This is a genomic window from Tessaracoccus yangjingae, from assembly GCF_055326235.1.
In genome coordinates this window covers 144,706-161,419 of the sequence record NZ_JBUZNN010000002.1, presented here as the reverse complement: position 1 = coordinate 161,419, position 16,714 = coordinate 144,706, and the positions used below count along the sequence as shown (strand labels likewise).

The window sequence follows — 16,714 nt, the reverse complement described above, 5'->3', positions numbered from 1 at the left end:
GAAGGAGCACCTCGTGAAGGGCTTCAAGGAATTCCTGCTGCGCGGCAACCTCGTCGAGCTTGCCGTCGCATTCGTCATCGGCGCGTCGTTCGCCACCGTCGTCACCGCCTTCACCACCATGTTCATGGACGTGCTGGGCAAGCTCGGCGGAACCCCGGACTTCTCGTCCTGGAACCCCGGCGGCGTGTCCGTCGGCCCGTTCCTCACCGCCCTGGTGGCGTTCGTCATCGTGGCCGCCGTCGTCTACTTCGGCGTCGTCCTGCCCTACACCAAGGCCAAGGAGCACTTCGCCAAGGCCGAGGCTGAGGCGGCCCCGGCGCTGACCAAGTCCGAGGTACTCCTCGAGGAGATCCGCGACGCCCTGGTGACCCACCGCAGCTGAGTCACACCCTGCACGCACAGGGGCGCCGTCCGCATGGACGGCGCCCCTGTTGCATTCCCTCACCAGTGGGGCGGGCGGTCCTGGACGAGGCGGCGCTCATCGGGGTCGAGGGGGCGTCGCGCCGACGCGGACGGGGTGAGCCCAGTGAGGCCCAGCGCCCGACGGGCCTCCGCGAGGGCTGCGTCGAAGCGGGCGAACCCGAGGGCGCGCCGTGCTTCGAGGGGCACCGGGAACGGCCAGGGCTCGCGACGCTCCTGGCGCTCGGCGCGCACCGTGGCGAGCACCTCGGGGCTGTAGCCGAGGCCGGCCAGCTCGGCGGAAAGCGCGAGGGGGGAGCTCAGCTCCAGTTCCCGGCCGGTCAGCGCTAGGCCGATCGCCCGGGCAAGGGCCGCGTCACCCACCGAGGGTGGCGCCGTCCGGCACCGTCTGCGGCGAGCCCTCGTCCGCCAGCACCGCGCTGCCCACCACGGTGACGCCGGCGCCGAAGGTCCAGTCGCCGTCGACCCTGAGCGAGGTGGCCCGTCGCAGCGACGGCGCCACGGGGATCCGGGCCAGGAACTTGTCCACCTTCTTGTAGAACCGGGAGTCCAGGCTGATCTCCGGCGAGGCGGACGTGGTGGCCACGAGGCGGCCCTCGTCGGTCAGGTCGTAGACGTCCGAGCGCAGCAGCAGCAGCTCGTTGGTGGTCTTGACCGGGAGGAAGCGGTCGCGGCCCACGCAGATGGCCGTGGCCCCCTCGAACACCTCGATGGCGGCGCCCATGGCGGACTCCACCTGGATCACCGGCGTGGAGTCGCCGTCGGAGGGGTCAACGGTCTTCTCGTTGCGGATGAGGGGAAGGCCCAGGACGGAGTTGCGCTCGGTGAGGGTGTCGCGGAGGACCTGCAGGTCGAACCAGAGGTTGTTGGTGTGGAAGAACGGGTGACGGTGCTCGTCGGTGAAGAAGTCCATCTCCTCGGGCGCGGTCTGGGCGGTGTCGCGGAGGATGAGCTGGTTGTCCGCCTTGCGGACGGCCAAGTGGCCGCCCTTCTTGTCGTTGATGGTGCGCCGGCACACCTCGGCGGCGTAGGGGGCTCCGGACCGGGCGAACCAGCCGGCGATGGTCGCGTTGGGTGCGGCGCCGAGATTGTCGCCGTTGGACACGCAGGCGTAGCGGAAGCCGTGCTCCAGCAGCTGGTCCAGCACCCCGGAGCCTTCGAGCGCCGGGTAGAGGTCCCCGTGTCCGGGCGGGCACCACTCGAGCGTAGGGTCCGCCGGCCACTCGACGGGGGTGAGGTCGTCGGCGCGCAGCTTCGGCTCCTGGTTCTGCATGAAGCTCAGCGGCAGGCCCTCGACGGGGAGCTCCGGGTAGCGCTCCAGGTGCTCCAGGGTGTCGGCCTCGGTGCGGAAGGAGTTCATCAGCAGCAGCGGCAGCCGGGCGTGGTAGCGCTCGCGGGCGGCCAGCACCTGCTGGGTGATGAGATCGAGGAAGTTGAGGCCGTCGCGCACCTCGAGCAGGGTCTTGGCCTGGTCCAGACCCATCGACGTGCCGAGGCCGCCGTTGAGCTTGATGATCACCGTCTGGCCGATCGCCTCGCGGGCCTCGGCCTCGGTGATGTCCACGTCCGCCAGCATGGGCGGGTCGAGGAGGGGCTCGATGGTGTCCTCCCGGATCACGCCGGTGGCGCCCGATTCCAGGAGCTCGTAGAAGCGGGAGAAGACCTCGATCGCCGGGGCCGCGACCCCTGCGTCGATCATCTTCCTGCGGGCGGCGTTCAGGCCGGCTTCGGACACAGCTGTTCCCTTCGTAGCGGTTCGTGATCGATCCTAGGCCAGCACCCGCACCCCGGCTATGACACCTCGACGATCCCGTGCGCCCCGCGCTCGGCGTCCACCATCACGTGGCTGACCACGGGGTAGCGCCCGGGCTCCGGGAACTCCAGCTCGACGAAGCCCCCCTCGGCAGGAGCCAGCGCCAGCGCCTGGGCGCCCCCTCCGGCGCCGCCGAAGGCATCCATGCCGTCCTTGAGCAGGTAGCCGCCCTCGCGGTAGACGGTGTCGAACTGCCCGCCCACGATGTGGAAGCTGGTGGCCCGGTTGGGCCCGGCGTCCAGCACCCAGAAGCGCACCCGCTCCCCCACCCGCGCGACGAAGGGCTCCTGGTCGTACTGGTTGGCCACGCCGTTGAACACCACCCGGTCCGGCTGCTCGGCGGAGACGGCATCCGCGTCCACCTCGGTGGCGGCCTCGGCCGTGGCGGCGTCGTCGGCGACGAAGACCTCGGACTGGACCACCACGTACTCGCGATCCACCTCCGGCAGCCCGCCCTCCGGCTCGACGATCACCGCCCCGTGCATGCCGGCCGCGATGTGGGCGCTCATCGGCATGGTGGAGCAGTGGTACATCCACACGCCGGCCCGCTGGGCGGTGAACCGGTAGGTCAGCCGCTCCCCCGGGGCGATCGTGCGCATGGGGCCCTCGGGGTTGAGCGCGGAGGCGTGGAAGTCGATCGAGTGCCCCATCGATCCGTCGTTGATCAGCGTGATCTCGAAGGTGTCGCCCACCCGGCCCCGCAGCGTCGGGCCGACGCCCTGGCCGTTGAAGGTCCACCGCCGCTGCCACACCCCGGGGGCCACCTCGAGGGGTACCTCGGTGACGCGGAACTCGTAGCGCCGCACGGTCTCCTCCGTCAGTGGCGGGGCCACGGGGTCCACCACGGCGCCGAGCTCGGCGTCCGGATCGACGGCGTCGTGGCCGTGGTCCGCGGCGTCCGTCGAGGGGGCCGGTTCCGCGGCCGGGGATCCCGCCACCACCACGTCGAACGTCATGCCCATCTGGCGGTGCCCCACGACGGTGCACCAGCCGGCCATGCTCTGCCCCACCACGCCGAGATCCAGCTCGGCGGACTCCCCGGGCGCGAGCCTGTCCGTTCGGGCGGGGCCGATCATGAGGTCGTGGACGGTGGTGGGGTCCTCGTTGACGAGCTCGATGATCACCCGGTCCCCCGGCTGAGCCTCGACGCGGGAGGGCACGAACACCATGTCGCGGGCCGCGACCCTCACCCGCACCGTCTCGCCGGTGGCGGCGACGGCCGACGAAGGCGAAGCCGCCGTCCCCAGGGTGGCCACGCCCGCGGCGGCAGGGTCGAGGCCGACGCCCACGCTGAGCGCAATGGCCAACGCGGCGACCCCTGCCACGAGTCCGTCGCCGGTGAAGGCGCTGCGGCGCTCCATCAGCTCGGGGGCGGGTTCGCCGGCCGCGGCCCTGCGCCGTTCGGCGACGGAGGCCCGGATCCCGCGCACCATCAGCGGGAGGAAGGCGGCGAGGGCCACGAGCACCAGCAGCGAGACGGTCACCTTCACCCACCCGGGCAACGGCGCCACCCAGGCGAGCAGACCCCCGTTGATGACGACGAGCCGCACCGTGGCGAAGCGGTCGAACTCCGCGGCCCCCGCCCGAACCACGCGCGGGCCGCCGCCGATGACCGACGGCAGCAGGTACGACAGCGCGCCGGTGACCAGTTGGAGCAGGAAGCCCACCACCCACAGGGATGCGAGCATCGGGTACCCGGACGCCAGCTCCACGTCGTCGGAGCCGCCCACGTGGACCGCCGTGGCCAGAATGGCGACGCAGGCCCAGACCGCCCCCGCCAGGATCGACGCCGAGGCGAACTCGCGCGGCGGCTTCGCCCTGAGCGGCCTGACCAGGCAGCGCCCCCACCAGATCAGCGCCCCGGCGTACAGCACCAGCCCGGCCACCGACACGGCCCGCACGCCGGTCAGGGAGCCTAGGATCACCACGCCGATAGCTGCGAGCAGCGCCGGCAATGCCTGCCTGGCCAGCCGCTCCGCCCGGTCGTCCATCCGCGTGCGCAGCACCGTCGGCCAGAACGTGACGAGGGTGCCCACCACGGTCAGCCCGATCCAGCCGAGCAGCATCGTCATGGTGTGTGCCACCAGCAGGGCGGCGTGCCAGCGATCGTCAAGGCCCCAGGCCAGCGTCGCGCCGAACCCGGCGCCGACGGGAAGGCAGGCCGCGGCCGCGATGTAGTAGCGGATGCAGACCCGGAAGCGTCCAGGCAGGGCGCGCCGGAGGTCGCGCACCAGGATTGCGCCGTGCCACAGCACCGCCGCCGACACGACGGTTGCCCCGGCCGCCGCGAGCCACCACTGCGCCGTCGGCACGCCGACGAACACCAGCAGCGCACCGGCCGCCAACGCGCCGAGCCGAGTGTCGGCCAGGCGTCGGGCGGCGTCGTCGTCGCGGGTCTTCAGCAGCGCGGCGGTGAAGTGCGCGCTCCACACCATCACCGAGTGGGTCATGGCGCCCAGCGCCACGAGGTGCACCATGAGCCAGGTGGACTCCGGGATCCACCGGTGGGTCACGGCCACCACGACGGCGGCGAGCAGCCAGACCACCAGCAGGTAGTCCCTGAGTGACCGGCGCCGCCTCACCCCCGCACCGCCGATGCCACGACGGTCAGCGCGAACGCCAGCAGCGCGAGCACGGTCACGGTTCCTCCGGTTCGGTACAGGGCTCCGACGGCGAGGAGATCGCCGGCGATCCGCGCGCCCATGCCCAGGTGCAGCAGCCCGAGCGGCAGCCACATGCTGGGACGGTACGGCAGGGGACGGCCGATCACGGCCGGGAAGATGGTGGGGGCGTGCGCCATGATCATGGACACGCCGAAGCCGAGGAACACGCCGTGGATGGTGGCGTCGTAGTGGCCGCTCGCCACGGGACGCCCCACGACGAGCCAGATCAGGCCTGCCACGCCCAGCCACACGTTGCCGGCCAGCAGCGCGGCGGCGTTGAAGCGGCGGAACCCGTCGGCCCGGATCATCCTGCGGCCCACGTCGTCGCGGATCAGCCAGGCCGCCGTGAGGACGCACCCCAGCCCCAGCACGCGGAAGCCGACGCTCGGGAGCGCGACTGCCAGCGCGGCGCCGAGGGCCACCGCCGTCGCGAGCGCCAGCAGGGTGGGAATGGCGCTGGCGCCCATGGTGAGCTGCGCCAACTCTGCCCGCTCGGCCGCGATGGTGAGCACCACGAAGGCCACCAGCAGCGGCAGGGCGGCCGCGACGTCGGCCAGCACCAGCGCGGCAGCGGCCAGCGGTACGAACAGGGCCCCCAGCGCCTGCGCGGCGACCAGCGGGAGCGGTGCGCGCAGCCACAGCGCGACGGCGACGCCGAGGAACGCCAGCCCGCCGTCGAGGAGGAGCAGCCGGCCGAGCATGGGTGGCGCCCCCACGATCAGGGCCAGCGATCCCGCCGCGAGCAGCGCCGGGGCGAGGTAGGCCACCGGCCGGCGCAGCGCCTGCGCACGCTCGAGCGAGATGAGGCTGCCCATGAAGCCGAGCGTCATGGCCGGGCCGTGCAGGTCGGCCAGGCGTTCGGACTCGACGGGGGCCCAGAGGCCGAGCCTGAGCAGCGCGGCGTTGAGGCCCGCCAGCAGCGACACCCCGGCGAGCGCGATGATCGCGATGCGGAGCCTGGTGGTGGCCGTCGGGGCCTCAGTGGCTGTGCGCGGTGCCGGTGGCGTGGTCGTGGTCATGCGTGGTGGTGTCGATCTCGGCCCACTCGGCGCCGTCGAGGCCCAGCGCGGCCGCCGGGAAGAGGCCGTTGTCCTCCTTGTCGATGTGGGCGCGGAGGGCATCCTCGAAGGTGTCCATGAGCGAGTGCTCGCCGTCGGCGATGGCGGCCAGGAGCTCGTCGAGGGAGCGGTGCTCGCCGCAGAGCGCGTTCACGTGGTCGGAGAACTCGTCGCGGCGCTTCATCACGCTGAAAAGGCCCACCTCCTCGGACCGGGTGTGCGGACCGAGGAGGAGGGCGAGGTCGCGGGCGCGGGCGGGCACGTCCCCGCCGTCGGCGACTGCGCGGCGGAGCCCGCCGCACGCGTTGACGATCTCGACGTGTTCGTTCATGAACCGGCCGATGACCGTGATCGAGTCACACCCGCAGTAGCTGCACATCAGACGCGCGCTAGCTTCAACTTCCAGGCCTCGGGGCCCTCCTCGACGTAGCTGACCTTGATCGCGTCGCCGTGGCGGTCGGCGATCTGGTTGAGCAGCGGCACGGGGTTGTGCGGGGCCACCAGGACGAAGGCGGCACCGGGCTGGAGGCCGTCGACGACGCCGTGGATGGCGGCGTGGCGCACGGCGTGCGGGATGGCGCGGGCGTCGAGCTCGGGGAGGGACTCGTCATGACCGCCGCAACCGCAGCCTGACTTGGGGGTGAGGGAGATCTCTGTCATGGCCTACAGATTACTACAAAGACTTTGTATCAAATAACCCGGGGCCGCGATCCGGACGAGCATCAGCCCTCGAGACAGAGGCACCCTGAGAGGTAGCGATCCACCACCACAGACACCAGTCCCGGATGCGCGCCGAGCGGCTGCGCCACCACGTCTCCCCCCGCCCGGGAGAGCTTCCGTTGGAAGAACCCGGGACCGATCAGGTAGGACGCCACCGCCACAGGTCCAGACGCACGGGCGGCCTCGACTGCCTCCGGCACCCTCGGCTCCGCCGCCGACAGGAACCCGACCGTCACCGGCCCGGCCCAAAGCTCCTGCACCCCGCGACCCACCCCGTGGCCCACCTCCGCGGCCTCGGGGCGCGACGAGCCGGCCACGGCCACCACGACCGCGCCCCCCTCCGGGGCGCCGGCCTCGCGGAGCCGGTCCACCAGCGCGGCCTCCAGGCGCGGGTCCGGCCCGAGGGGGCCGGTGGAGAGCACCAGGCCGGGGTGGCCCGCGACCGCCTCGGCCACGTCCACCTCGGTGTGGAAGCCCAGCGTCAGCAGCACGGGCACCACCACCACGCGGTGGCCCGCCGCGACGAGGCGGTCCACCACCACGTCGAGCTTCGGGTCCTGCACGTCCACGTAGGCCACCTCGACGGTGACGTCCGGCAGCCTCTCGGCGGCGGCCGCGGCGATGGCCAGCACGACGGCCTGGCCGTCCGGGTCGTCGGTGCCGTGCGCGCAGACCACGAGGGCCGGTCTCATGCGCTCACCTCCAGCCGGTATCCCCGCCGCGGCACGGTGCGCACGAGCGAGCGGTCTCCCATACTGTCACGCAGCCGGGCCACCGCGACCTCCGCGGCGTGCGGGTCGTTGGAGCTGCCCGGCAGCACGGCCAGGATCTCCTCCCGCGAGACCACTCCGCCCTTGGCCTCGACCAGCGAGCGGAGCACCGCGAACTGCACCTGGCTCAGCGGCAGCGCGCGCCCACCCAGGCTCGCGGCCGACCGCCGCAGCCACAGCACGCCCGCCGGCGTGGCCACCTCCGCGACGCCGCGGGCCGACAGCGCGGCGGTGAGCTCACGCACCAGCGCGCCGAGCCGGAACCGGTCCGGGATCAGCGGGTCCAGGCCGAGTTCGACGAGGGGCGCCGCCGTGACGGGCCCGACGGTCGCGGGGAGGACGGGTCCCGCCATCGCCTCGATCACGGCATCCCTCAGCCCCTGCCGCTCGCAGGCGGCAAAGAACTCGAGCACTCCGTGCGCGGACGTGAACGCCACCGCGTCCACCTCGGCCGCCGCCACCAGGGAGACGGCCCGGGTCACGGCCTCGGGGTCCGGCGAGGGCCCCCACCGGTACACCACCAGGGACGTGACGCGGGCGCCCAGCGCGTGGAGGAGCTCGTCGATGCCGTCGCTGCCCGCGCCGTGGTGCTGCACGGCCACGTGCAGGCCCGCGACCCCCTCGCTCTCGAAGAGTTCCTTGATCTCGGCGGCCGTCTCCGAGTCCGCGACCCAGTCCGCGGTCAGCCCCGCGCCGTGCACCGCGCCCTGCGCCTTGGGCCCCCGCGCGATGATCCTCGCGCCCCTGAGCACCTCCAGCAGCTCCTCGGCGCACCCGGCGGCGTCGGCGGCCTCCATCCAGCCGCGGAACCCCACGCCCGTGGTGGCCACCACCGCGTCCGGGGGATCGGCGATCAGCGCCCGGGTGTGCGCGATCAGCTGCTCGTCGTCGGCGTGCGGCACGATCGACAGGATGGGCGCCCGGATGATCTCCACCCCTCGGCGCTCGAGGGCCGAGGCCAGTTCGGAGGCGCGCCGCTTCGCCGTGAGGACGACGCGGCAGCCGGCGAGCGGGTGCACGCCGGCTGCAGCCGTGGAACCGATGGCGGTCACCGTGGCGTCCATTCAGCCCGCCCTGGCCAGGCCCTCGGCGGGCCGGCGGAGCGGGGCCTCCTCGGTGACCTGCGACCCGACGAACACCCGGCCGTCGAGCACCGCCACCGCCCAGGTGCCCAGCGCCTTCGTCGGATCGGACAGGCACACGCCCGTGCGGAGGTCGAAGGCCTGCTTGTACATGGGAGAGAAGAGTACGGGCACGTCCTCGCCGTCCACCAGGGACGAGCCCACCAGTCCACGGGCCATGACGTTGGCGCGGGCGAAGGGGTCCCACATGCCGACTGCGGCCACGCGGTCGTCGTGGAGCCGGACGATGGCCACCTGGCGGCCGTCGATCAGGGCGGCGACGGGCCTCTCCGGGAGCAGGTCGTCGAGGCGGCAGACGGGTTCGGTAGTGGTGATCATCGCGCTCCTCCAATGGGGATGGTGGGTCCGGCGACCAGGACCGGCCGCCGCTCGGAATCGACCAGCTCGACGCCGGACTCGCGGTCCGCGTCGGTGGCGGGGCGGACCTGGCCGCGCTCGCCGACGTACTGCAGGTTGTCGTCGACGGCGTCCGCCGCGTTGACGAAGCCCGCGAACCGGGCGAGCTTGACCGGGTCCTCCAGGACGTCACGCCACTCGTCGCGGTAGCCGTCGACGTGGCCGGCCATGGCGGCGTCGAGGTCCGCGGCGATGCCGAGGGAGTCCTCCATGATGACCTTGCGGACGTGGTCCAGGCCGCCCTCGATCGACTCCAGCCACACGGCAGTGCGCTGCAGCCGGTCCGCGGTCCGCACGTAGTACATGAGGAAGCGGTCGATGGTGCGCACGAGCTCCTCGGTGGTGAGGTCCTCGGCCAGGAGGACGGCGTGGCGCGGGGTGAAGCCTCCGTTGCCACCCACGTAGACGTTCCACCCCTTGTCCGTGGCGATGATGCCCACGTCCTTGCCGCGGGCCTCGGCGCACTCACGGGCGCAGCCGGAGACGCCGAGCTTGAGCTTGTGCGGCGAGCGGAGCCCTCGGTACCGCAGCTCCAGGTCGATCGCGAGGCCGACGGAGTCCTGGACGCCGAAGCGGCACCACGTGGAGCCCACGCAGGACTTCACGGTGCGCAGCGACTTGCCGTAGGCGTGGCCGGACTCGAAGCCGGCGTCGACGAGCCGGCGCCAGATGTCGGGCAGCTGGTCGATCCGCGCGCCGAACATGTCGATGCGCTGGCCGCCGGTGATCTTGGTGTAGAGCCCGAAGTCTCGGGCGATCTGGCCGATCACGATGAGTCCGTCCGGGGTGATCTCGCCGCCGGGGACGCGGGGCACCACCGAGTAGGTGCCGTCCTTCTGGATGTTGGCCAGCACGTGGTCGTTCGTGTCCTGGATGGCGGCCTGCTCGCCGGCGAGGATGTGCCCGTTGCCGAGGCTGGCGAGGATCGACGCGACGACCGGCTTGCAGATGTCGCAGCCGCGGCCCCGGCCGTGGCGCCCGATGATCTCGGAGAAGGTGGTGAGCCCGGTGATCCGGACCACGTCGAACAGCTGGGCCCGCGACAGCTCGAAGTGCTCGCACAGTGCGTTGCTGACGACCGTGCCGGACTTCTCGAGCTCCGCCACCATCAGCTTGCGGACCAGCGGCAGGCAGGAGCCGCAGCTGGTGCCGGCCTTGGTGCAGGCCTTGACGCCGGCCAGGTCGGTGCAGCCCTCTCCGGTGACGGCGCAGCGGATGGCGCCCGCGGTCACGTTGTTACAGGAGCAGACGGGGGCGTCGTCGGGCAGCTCGCCCTGGACCGGGGCGCCCTCCGCCCCGGCGGGCACCAGGTAGGCGGCCGGGTCGACGCCGAGGGGCCGGCCCAGCAGGGGACGGAGGCCAGCGTAGGCCGAGGCGTCGCCCACCAGGATGCCGCCCAGCAGGGTGCGGGCGTCGTCGGAGAGCACCAGCTTCTTGTAGACGCCGGCGATCGGGTCGGTGTAGACCACCGACAGGGCGCCCTCGGTGGTGCCGAAGGCGTCGCCGAAGCTGGCCACGTCCACCCCGAGGAGCTTGAGCTTGGTGGAGAGGTCGCCGCCGGTGAAGGTGCCGGAGCGGCCGAGCATCTGATCGACCGCCACCTCCGCCATGGTGTATCCGGGGCCGACAAGGCCCCAGACGCGGCCCTGGATGCAGGCCACCTCGCCGATGGCGTAGATGTCGGGGTCCGCGGTGCGGCAGGTGTCGTCGACGACGATGCCGCCGCGCTCCCCCACCTCCAGGCCTGCGTCGCGGGCGAGCTCGTCGCGGGGGCGGACGCCGGTGGCGAAGATCACCACGTCGACGTCGATGGAGGAGCCGTCGTTGAAGACCATCTTCTCCACGGCGATGCGGCCCTTGATGGCCGAGGTGGCGGTGCCGACGCGGACGTCCACATCCATGGCCTCGATGAGGCGCTTGAGCGACTCGCCGCCGCCCTCGTCCACCTGTAGGGGCATCAGCCTGGGCGCGAACTCGACCACGGTGGTGTCGGCGCCGAGCTTCTTCAGCGCGCCGGCGGCCTCGAGGCCCAGCAGGCCGCCGCCGATGACGGCGCCCCGGACGCGACGCTTCGGGTTGCGCTCCTGCAGGGTCTCGACGTAGCCGCGGAGCGCCGCGACGTCGTCGATGGTGCGGTACACGAAGCAGCCGGGCAGCTCACGGCCGGGCACCGGCGGCATGAACGCGTAGGAGCCTGTGGCGAGCACCAGTGAGTCGTAGGCGTGCGACATGCCGTTCTCGGTGATGACGGTGTGCGCCGCCGGGTCCACGGAGACCACCTTGGCGCCGCGGCGCAGCTTGACGTTCGGGTCCTGCCACAGGTGCGCCTCGCCGAGGTTCAACAGCTCGGGGTCGCGGTTCTCGAAGTAGCTCGTCAGCGCCACCCGGTCGTACGGGGGGCGCGGCTCCTCGGCCAGCACGGTGACGCGCCACTCGCCGGCCTCGTCGCGGGAACGCAGCGCCTCGACGAATCGGTGGGCGACCATGCCACCCCCGACCACCACACACAGCTTGCTCATATCGGCCTCCAGGGGTCTTGTCAGGATGTGTTCCTCGGTGTCTACGACGCTAGGCGTCGAACTTTCCGGGGCTGGATCAGTCACGTTTCGGCTGTGCAACAAGCCACTCACGCGACGGTGACCCGCTCGAGTGAGGTTCGCGGGGTGCCTGCGGCGCCGAGGGCGGCGACCAGGCTGCAGACGTCGGAGGTGCAGCTTCCGCAGCCGGTGGAGGCGCGGGTCGCCGTCGCGACGGCCTCGGGGGTGTCGGCTCCGGCCCTGACGGCGTCGGTGATGGCCGCCTTGGTCACGGCGTTGCAGCGGCACACGAGCGCGGCATCGGGCAGGTCGGCCACGGACATCGCCGGGGCCGCGCCGGCGAGCGGGCGGGCCAGCAGTGCGGCCGGGTCGTCGGGGACGGGTGTGCGGGAGTCGAACGCCACGGTCAGGTCCGCCGCGACCTGGGGATCTCCGACGCACGTGGCGCCCACCAGGAGTCCGTCCGCGACGGCGACCCGCACGCGTCGCCGCCCGACCGGGTCTGTGAGGGAGAGCACCCGCGGTGCGCCGGGCGCGAACTCGTCGGCCGGGAACTCGCCCATGGTGACCGCCTCGAGGCCCTCGGCCTTGACCCGGAACACGCCGGAGTCGGCGCCCAGCACTGGGCGGGGCCCGGACCGTCCGCTGATCTTCTCGGCGAGGTGGTGCGCGAGGACGCGCGCCTGCTCCCAACCGGGGCCGACCAGACCCGGGCAGCCCTGCGGGGTGCGGGCGCAGTCGCCGATGGCGTAGATGGCGGGGTCGTCGGTGCGGCAGGTGTCGTTGACGAGGATGCCGTTGCGCACCCACAGCTCGGCCGCCTCCGCCAGGCGGGTGCGAGGCCTGACCCCGATCGCCACCAGCAGGAGGTCGGCGGGGATGTGCTTGCCGCTGGTCAGCCTGACCGAGGCGAGGCTGTGGTCGCGGCGGCGCTCCATCCCGGCGACGCGCACGTCGACCAGGGTGGTGATCCCACGGTCCATCAGCCCGGCGCGGACGACGGCGCCGCTGGCGGGGTCGAACTGGCGGTCCAGCGGGGCCGAGCCGCGGTGCACGATGGTGGCGTCGCTGCCGGCCTCGGCGAGCGCGACGGCGGCCTCGATGCCGAGGACGCCTCCCCCCATGACCACCACCCTGGCGCCGGCGGCCGCGGCCGCGCGGACCCGGTCCGCGTCGTCCCAGGTGCGGAGCGCCGCCACGCCCGGCATGGGGGTGCCGTCGGCGCGGACCACGCCGTCGACGGTGGGGAACACGGGCTCGGCGCCGGTGGCCAGCACCAGCGTGTCGAACGGGTGCTCCTCCCCCGCGGAGTCGACCACGACGCGGTTGCGGCGGTCGATCCCGGTGGCCTTGCGGTCGCGCAGCATCCGCACGCCCCGACTCTCGGGCAGAGTCAGCCCGGGCAGGTCGGCCCGGCCCATGATCACATCGGGCAGGAGGATCCGGTTGTAGGCGGCGTGCCCCTCCTCGCCGAGGACGGTGACCTCGACGTCGTCGAGGCGGTGGGAGGCCAGGTCGGCGAGGAAGCGGTGCCCCACCATGCCGTGGCCGACGACGACGATCCGGTGACTCATGCCGCCTCTCCGATCCGTGTCAGCCGCACTGCCGCGACCTTCAACTCGGGCATGCCCGAGATGGGGTCGGTGGCGGCGTTGGTGACCCGGTTCACCGCGCCGGCGTCCGGGTAGTGGAACGGCATGAACACCGTGTCGTGACGGATGCCCTCGGTGAGCCGGGCCACGGCCTCGCAGCTGCCGCGGCGGGAGTGGACGGCCACGCGGTCACCCGCCGCGACACCCAACCTCTGCGCCAGCAGCGGGTGCAGCTCGACGTAGGCCTCCGGCTCCACGCTGTTGAGCGCGGGCACGCGGCGCGTCTGGGCGCCGGACTGGTAGTGCTGCAGGACGCGGCCGGTCACCAGGTACAGCGGCAGCTCCGGGGTCAGCTCGTCGTCGGGCGGGGTCTGGTCCACCGGGTGGAGGACCGCACGCCCGTCAGGGGTCTCGAAGCGCTCGAGGAACACCCGCGGGGTGCCCTCGTGGTCCGGGGCGGGGCAGGGCCAGTAGAGGGCGTCACCGTCTCGGAGGCGCTGGTGGCTGAAGCCGGCGTAGTCCGCCACTCCGCCGGCGCTGGCGCGGGTCAGTTCCTCGAACACGACGGCGGGGTCCGGGCTGAACGGCACCGGGCTGCCCAGGCGCTCGGCCAGCTCGCTCCACACCTCCAGCTCGGTGCGCACGCCGACGGGGGGCAGCGCGGCCCGGGCGCGCAGCAGCAGGCGCCCCTCGAGGTTGGTCATGGTGCCGGTCTCCTCCGCCCACTGCGTGACGGGCAGCACCACGTCGGCCAGGGCCGCGGTCTCGGAGAGCACGAAGTCACTGACCACCAGCAGGTCGAGGTCGCCCAACCGCTCAGTGAGGCGCAGCACGTCGGGCAAGCTGACGACGGGGTTGGCGCCGTGGATGAGCATGGCGCGCGGGCCGCCGGGAGTCGCCAGGGACTCGAACAGCGCGACCGCCGGCTTCCCGGGGCCGGGCAGGGAGTCAGGGTCCACGCCCCAGACTGCCGCGACGTGCGCGCGGGCCACAGGATCGCTGATCGAGCGGTAGCCGGGCAGCTGGTCCGCCTTGAGCCCGTGCTCGCGGCCGCCCTGGCCGTTGCCCTGGCCGGTGAGGCAGCCGTAGCCGGAGCCCACCCTCCCGGGGAGCCCCAGGCAGAGGGCAAGGTTCACGGCGGCCGTCACGGTGTCGGTGCCGTGGGCGTGCTGCTCGGCCCCGCGGCCAGTCAGCACGTAGGCCCCCCTGCCGCCCCTGGCGGGGCTTGCATCCGCCAGGATCCTTGCGGCGGCGCGCAGCTGCGTCACCGGCACCCCCGTGACGCGCTCCACGCGCTCCGGCCACCACGCGGCCAGGCTGGCGCGCAGCTCGTCGACGCCGTTGACCCGCTCCTCGAGGTAGCCCAGGTCGACGAGCCCCTCGCTCCACAGGATCTGGGTGAGGCCCAGCAGCAGCACGAGGTCGGTGCCGGGCAGCGGGCTGAGATGCAGGCCGCGCCCGTCGCCCGTCAGGGCCGCCGTCGGCGTGCGGCGGGGGTCGACGACGATCAGCCCGCCCGCCTCCTGCGCCCCGGACAGGTGGGTGCAGAACGGCGGCATCGTCTCGGCGGGATTGGACCCCACCAGCAGGATGGCGCCCGCCCCGTCGAGATCGGCGAGCGGGAACGGCAGCCCGCGGTCCAGACCGAAGGCCCGGCGCCCACCTGCGGCGGCCGAGGACATGCAGAAGCGGCCGTTGTAGTCGATGTTCGGCGTCGCGAGCGCCACCCGGGCGAACTTGCCGAGCGTGTAGGCCTTTTCGTTCGTGAGCCCGCCACCCCCGAACACCGCCACCGACTCCGGCCCGTGCTCCGCCCGCAGGCGAAGCAGCGTGTCGGCGACCAGCGTCAGCGCGGTGTCCCAGTCCGTGGGCACAAGTTCCCCGTCGCGGCGCACCAGGGGGCTGGTGAGCCGGTCAGGGGTGGTAAGCACCTCGGCGGAGGTCCACCCCTTCTGGCAGAGCCGTCCCCGGTTGGTGGGGAACTCCAGCGGGGTGACCGTCGGGGTCACCCCCGGTTCCGCGGGCGCCACGTTCATGGCGCACTGGAGCGCGCAGTAGGGGCAGTGGGTGGCGGTCATGCGTCAGACCTTCAGCGCGGCCAGGCGTGACCCCCGGCGGAGGTACACGAACCAGGTGACGCCCAGCATGAGGAGGTACACGGCCACCATCACGCCGAGCGCGGCCTGCAGGTCGCCGGTGATGGTGCGGGAGAGCGCGAAGCCCTGCGGGATGAGGAAGCCGCCGAACGCGCCCACCGCGCCGGCGATGCCGATGCAGCCGGCGGCTGCCCGGCCGGCCGCGGTCAGCGAGACCGGGTCCCCCCCGGCGGTGCCGGAGAAGACCGCCGGGATCATCCGGTACACCGAACCGTTGCCGATGCCGGTGAACACGAACAGCCACAGGAAGGAGAGGAAAAAGATCGGGAAGGACTGCGCCTGCAGGCCCACGATGCCACCCACGGCCCCGATGGCCATGGCGACGAACGAGGCGCAGGTGACCACCGCGCCGCCGATGCGGTCGGAGAGGTATCCGCCGAACGGACGTGCCAGGGAGCCCACGAGCGCACCCATGAAGGCCAACGAGATGGTCACGGCGGGGAACAGGTTCTTGAGCAGAGTCGGGAAGGTCGCGGAGTAGCCGATGAACGAGCCGAAGGTGCCGATGTAGATGAACGACAGGATCCAGGTGTGCGGGTGGCGCAGTGCAGCGGCGTAGGCGCGGGGGTCGGACTTGGCGTTGGACAGGTTGTCCATGCTGCGCCAGGCGAGCACGGCTGCCAGGAGCGCCAGCGGGATGAACATCAGCCCGGCGCGGTCCAGGCTGACCCCGGCGCCGATGGTGATGACGATCGGGACGGCGAGCTGCACGGCCGCGGTGCCGAGGTTGCCACCGGCGGCGTTGAGGCCCAATGCCGCACCCTTCTCCTTCGCGGGGAAGAAGAAGGAGATGTTGGCCATGGACGAGGCGAAGTTGCCGCCGCCCACGCCCGCGAGGGCGGCGATGCCCACCAAGGCCACGAACGGCAGCTCCGGGTGGTTGACGGCCCAGGCGAGCGCCGCGGTGGGTAGCAGCAGGAGCAGCGCGGACACGATGGTCCAGTTGCGGCCTCCGAAGCGGGGCACCGCGAAGGTGTAGGGGATCCGGAGGGTGGCGCCCACCAGCGCCGGCGTCGACACGAGCCAGAACATCTCGTTGACGCTCAGGTCGAAGCCCACTCCGTTGAGCTGGGGGACGACGATGCTCCACAGGGCCCAGACCGCGAAGCCCAGGAACTCCGCGAAGATGGACAGCCACAGGTTGCGGCGCGCGATGGGCCGGCCCACGCTCCCCCACTGCTCGGGGTTCTCGGGGTCCCAGCCGTCGATCCAGCGGCCGGGACGATGTGTCAGCCCACCGTCGGAGATCTGCGCCCGTGCGGCGGGCGGGGAGGTGAGGACGTCGACTGCCTCGTCCGGCTCGCTGGACGGGGGGATGCGAGTGGTGGTCATGGTCGCTCCTTCGGGTCTTGGGTGTACATGTCCGTGAGCGACGCTGCTCAGGCATGAACCTAGGTTCCGGGTGTTGCGACCGGTCACCCGCGGCGTAACGGAACTGTCAACAGTT

14 protein-coding genes are annotated in these 16,714 nt (G+C 72.6%); 1 reads left to right on the top strand and 13 read right to left on the bottom strand.

Annotation, left to right across the window (positions count from 1 at the left end):
* The first annotated feature begins 13 nt into the window (after positions 1-13).
* On the top strand, positions 14-382 hold the full coding sequence (mscL, locus tag ACZK5D_RS03580) for a large conductance mechanosensitive channel protein MscL (RefSeq protein WP_458996170.1): 369 nt from the start codon (positions 14-16) through the stop codon (positions 380-382).
* Positions 383-441: 59 nt separating this feature from the next.
* On the opposite strand, the gene ACZK5D_RS03575 is transcribed toward mscL, so the two are convergent.
* From ACZK5D_RS03575 to ACZK5D_RS03515, 13 genes are all read right to left on the bottom strand, one after another.
* Positions 442-783, bottom strand: a complete 342-nt coding sequence (locus ACZK5D_RS03575) for a hypothetical protein (protein WP_458996169.1) — start codon at positions 781-783, stop codon at positions 442-444.
* Positions 776-2,155, bottom strand: coding sequence for a UTP--glucose-1-phosphate uridylyltransferase (locus ACZK5D_RS03570; RefSeq protein WP_463664312.1), 1,380 nt, complete (start codon positions 2,153-2,155; stop codon positions 776-778). The genes ACZK5D_RS03575 and ACZK5D_RS03570 overlap by 8 nt, the downstream gene beginning before the upstream one ends.
* Positions 2,156-2,211: 56 nt before the next feature.
* A complete protein-coding gene (locus ACZK5D_RS03565; protein ID WP_463664311.1) occupies positions 2,212-4,815 on the bottom strand; it encodes a multicopper oxidase domain-containing protein in 2,604 nt (867 codons plus the stop codon).
* Positions 4,812-5,915, bottom strand: coding sequence for a DUF8744 domain-containing protein (locus ACZK5D_RS03560; protein ID WP_463664310.1), 1,104 nt, complete (start codon positions 5,913-5,915; stop codon positions 4,812-4,814). The genes ACZK5D_RS03565 and ACZK5D_RS03560 overlap by 4 nt, the downstream gene beginning before the upstream one ends.
* On the bottom strand, positions 5,875-6,285 hold the full coding sequence (locus ACZK5D_RS03555; RefSeq protein ID WP_463664309.1) for a hemerythrin domain-containing protein: 411 nt from the start codon (positions 6,283-6,285) through the stop codon (positions 5,875-5,877). Before ACZK5D_RS03555 ends, ACZK5D_RS03560 begins: the two co-directional genes overlap by 41 nt.
* Positions 6,286-6,332: 47 nt before the next feature.
* Positions 6,333-6,614 (bottom strand): DUF2249 domain-containing protein, encoded by a 282-nt coding sequence (locus ACZK5D_RS03550; RefSeq protein WP_463664308.1) that lies wholly within the window; start codon positions 6,612-6,614, stop codon positions 6,333-6,335.
* A 62-nt stretch (positions 6,615-6,676) separates the two neighbouring features.
* Positions 6,677-7,366, bottom strand: coding sequence for a sirohydrochlorin chelatase (locus ACZK5D_RS03545; RefSeq protein WP_463664307.1), 690 nt, complete (start codon positions 7,364-7,366; stop codon positions 6,677-6,679).
* On the bottom strand, positions 7,363-8,508 hold the full coding sequence (locus ACZK5D_RS03540) for a uroporphyrinogen-III synthase (protein WP_463664306.1): 1,146 nt from the start codon (positions 8,506-8,508) through the stop codon (positions 7,363-7,365). The genes ACZK5D_RS03545 and ACZK5D_RS03540 overlap by 4 nt, the downstream gene beginning before the upstream one ends.
* Entirely contained in the window at positions 8,509-8,904 is a 396-nt protein-coding gene (gene nirD, locus ACZK5D_RS03535; RefSeq protein ID WP_463664305.1) for a nitrite reductase small subunit NirD, read from the bottom strand.
* Entirely contained in the window at positions 8,901-11,501 is a 2,601-nt protein-coding gene (gene nirB, locus ACZK5D_RS03530) for a nitrite reductase large subunit NirB (RefSeq protein WP_463664304.1), read from the bottom strand. Before nirB ends, nirD begins: the two co-directional genes overlap by 4 nt.
* 107 nt (positions 11,502-11,608) lie before the next feature.
* Positions 11,609-13,093, bottom strand: a complete 1,485-nt coding sequence (locus ACZK5D_RS03525; RefSeq protein WP_463664303.1) for an FAD-dependent oxidoreductase — start codon at positions 13,091-13,093, stop codon at positions 11,609-11,611.
* Entirely contained in the window at positions 13,090-15,189 is a 2,100-nt protein-coding gene (locus tag ACZK5D_RS03520; RefSeq protein WP_463664302.1) for a molybdopterin oxidoreductase family protein, read from the bottom strand. Before ACZK5D_RS03520 ends, ACZK5D_RS03525 begins: the two co-directional genes overlap by 4 nt.
* A gap of 3 nt (positions 15,190-15,192) precedes the next feature.
* Positions 15,193-16,599, bottom strand: coding sequence for an MFS transporter (locus tag ACZK5D_RS03515; protein WP_463664301.1), 1,407 nt, complete (start codon positions 16,597-16,599; stop codon positions 15,193-15,195).
* Between the last annotated feature and the right edge of the window lie 115 nt (positions 16,600-16,714).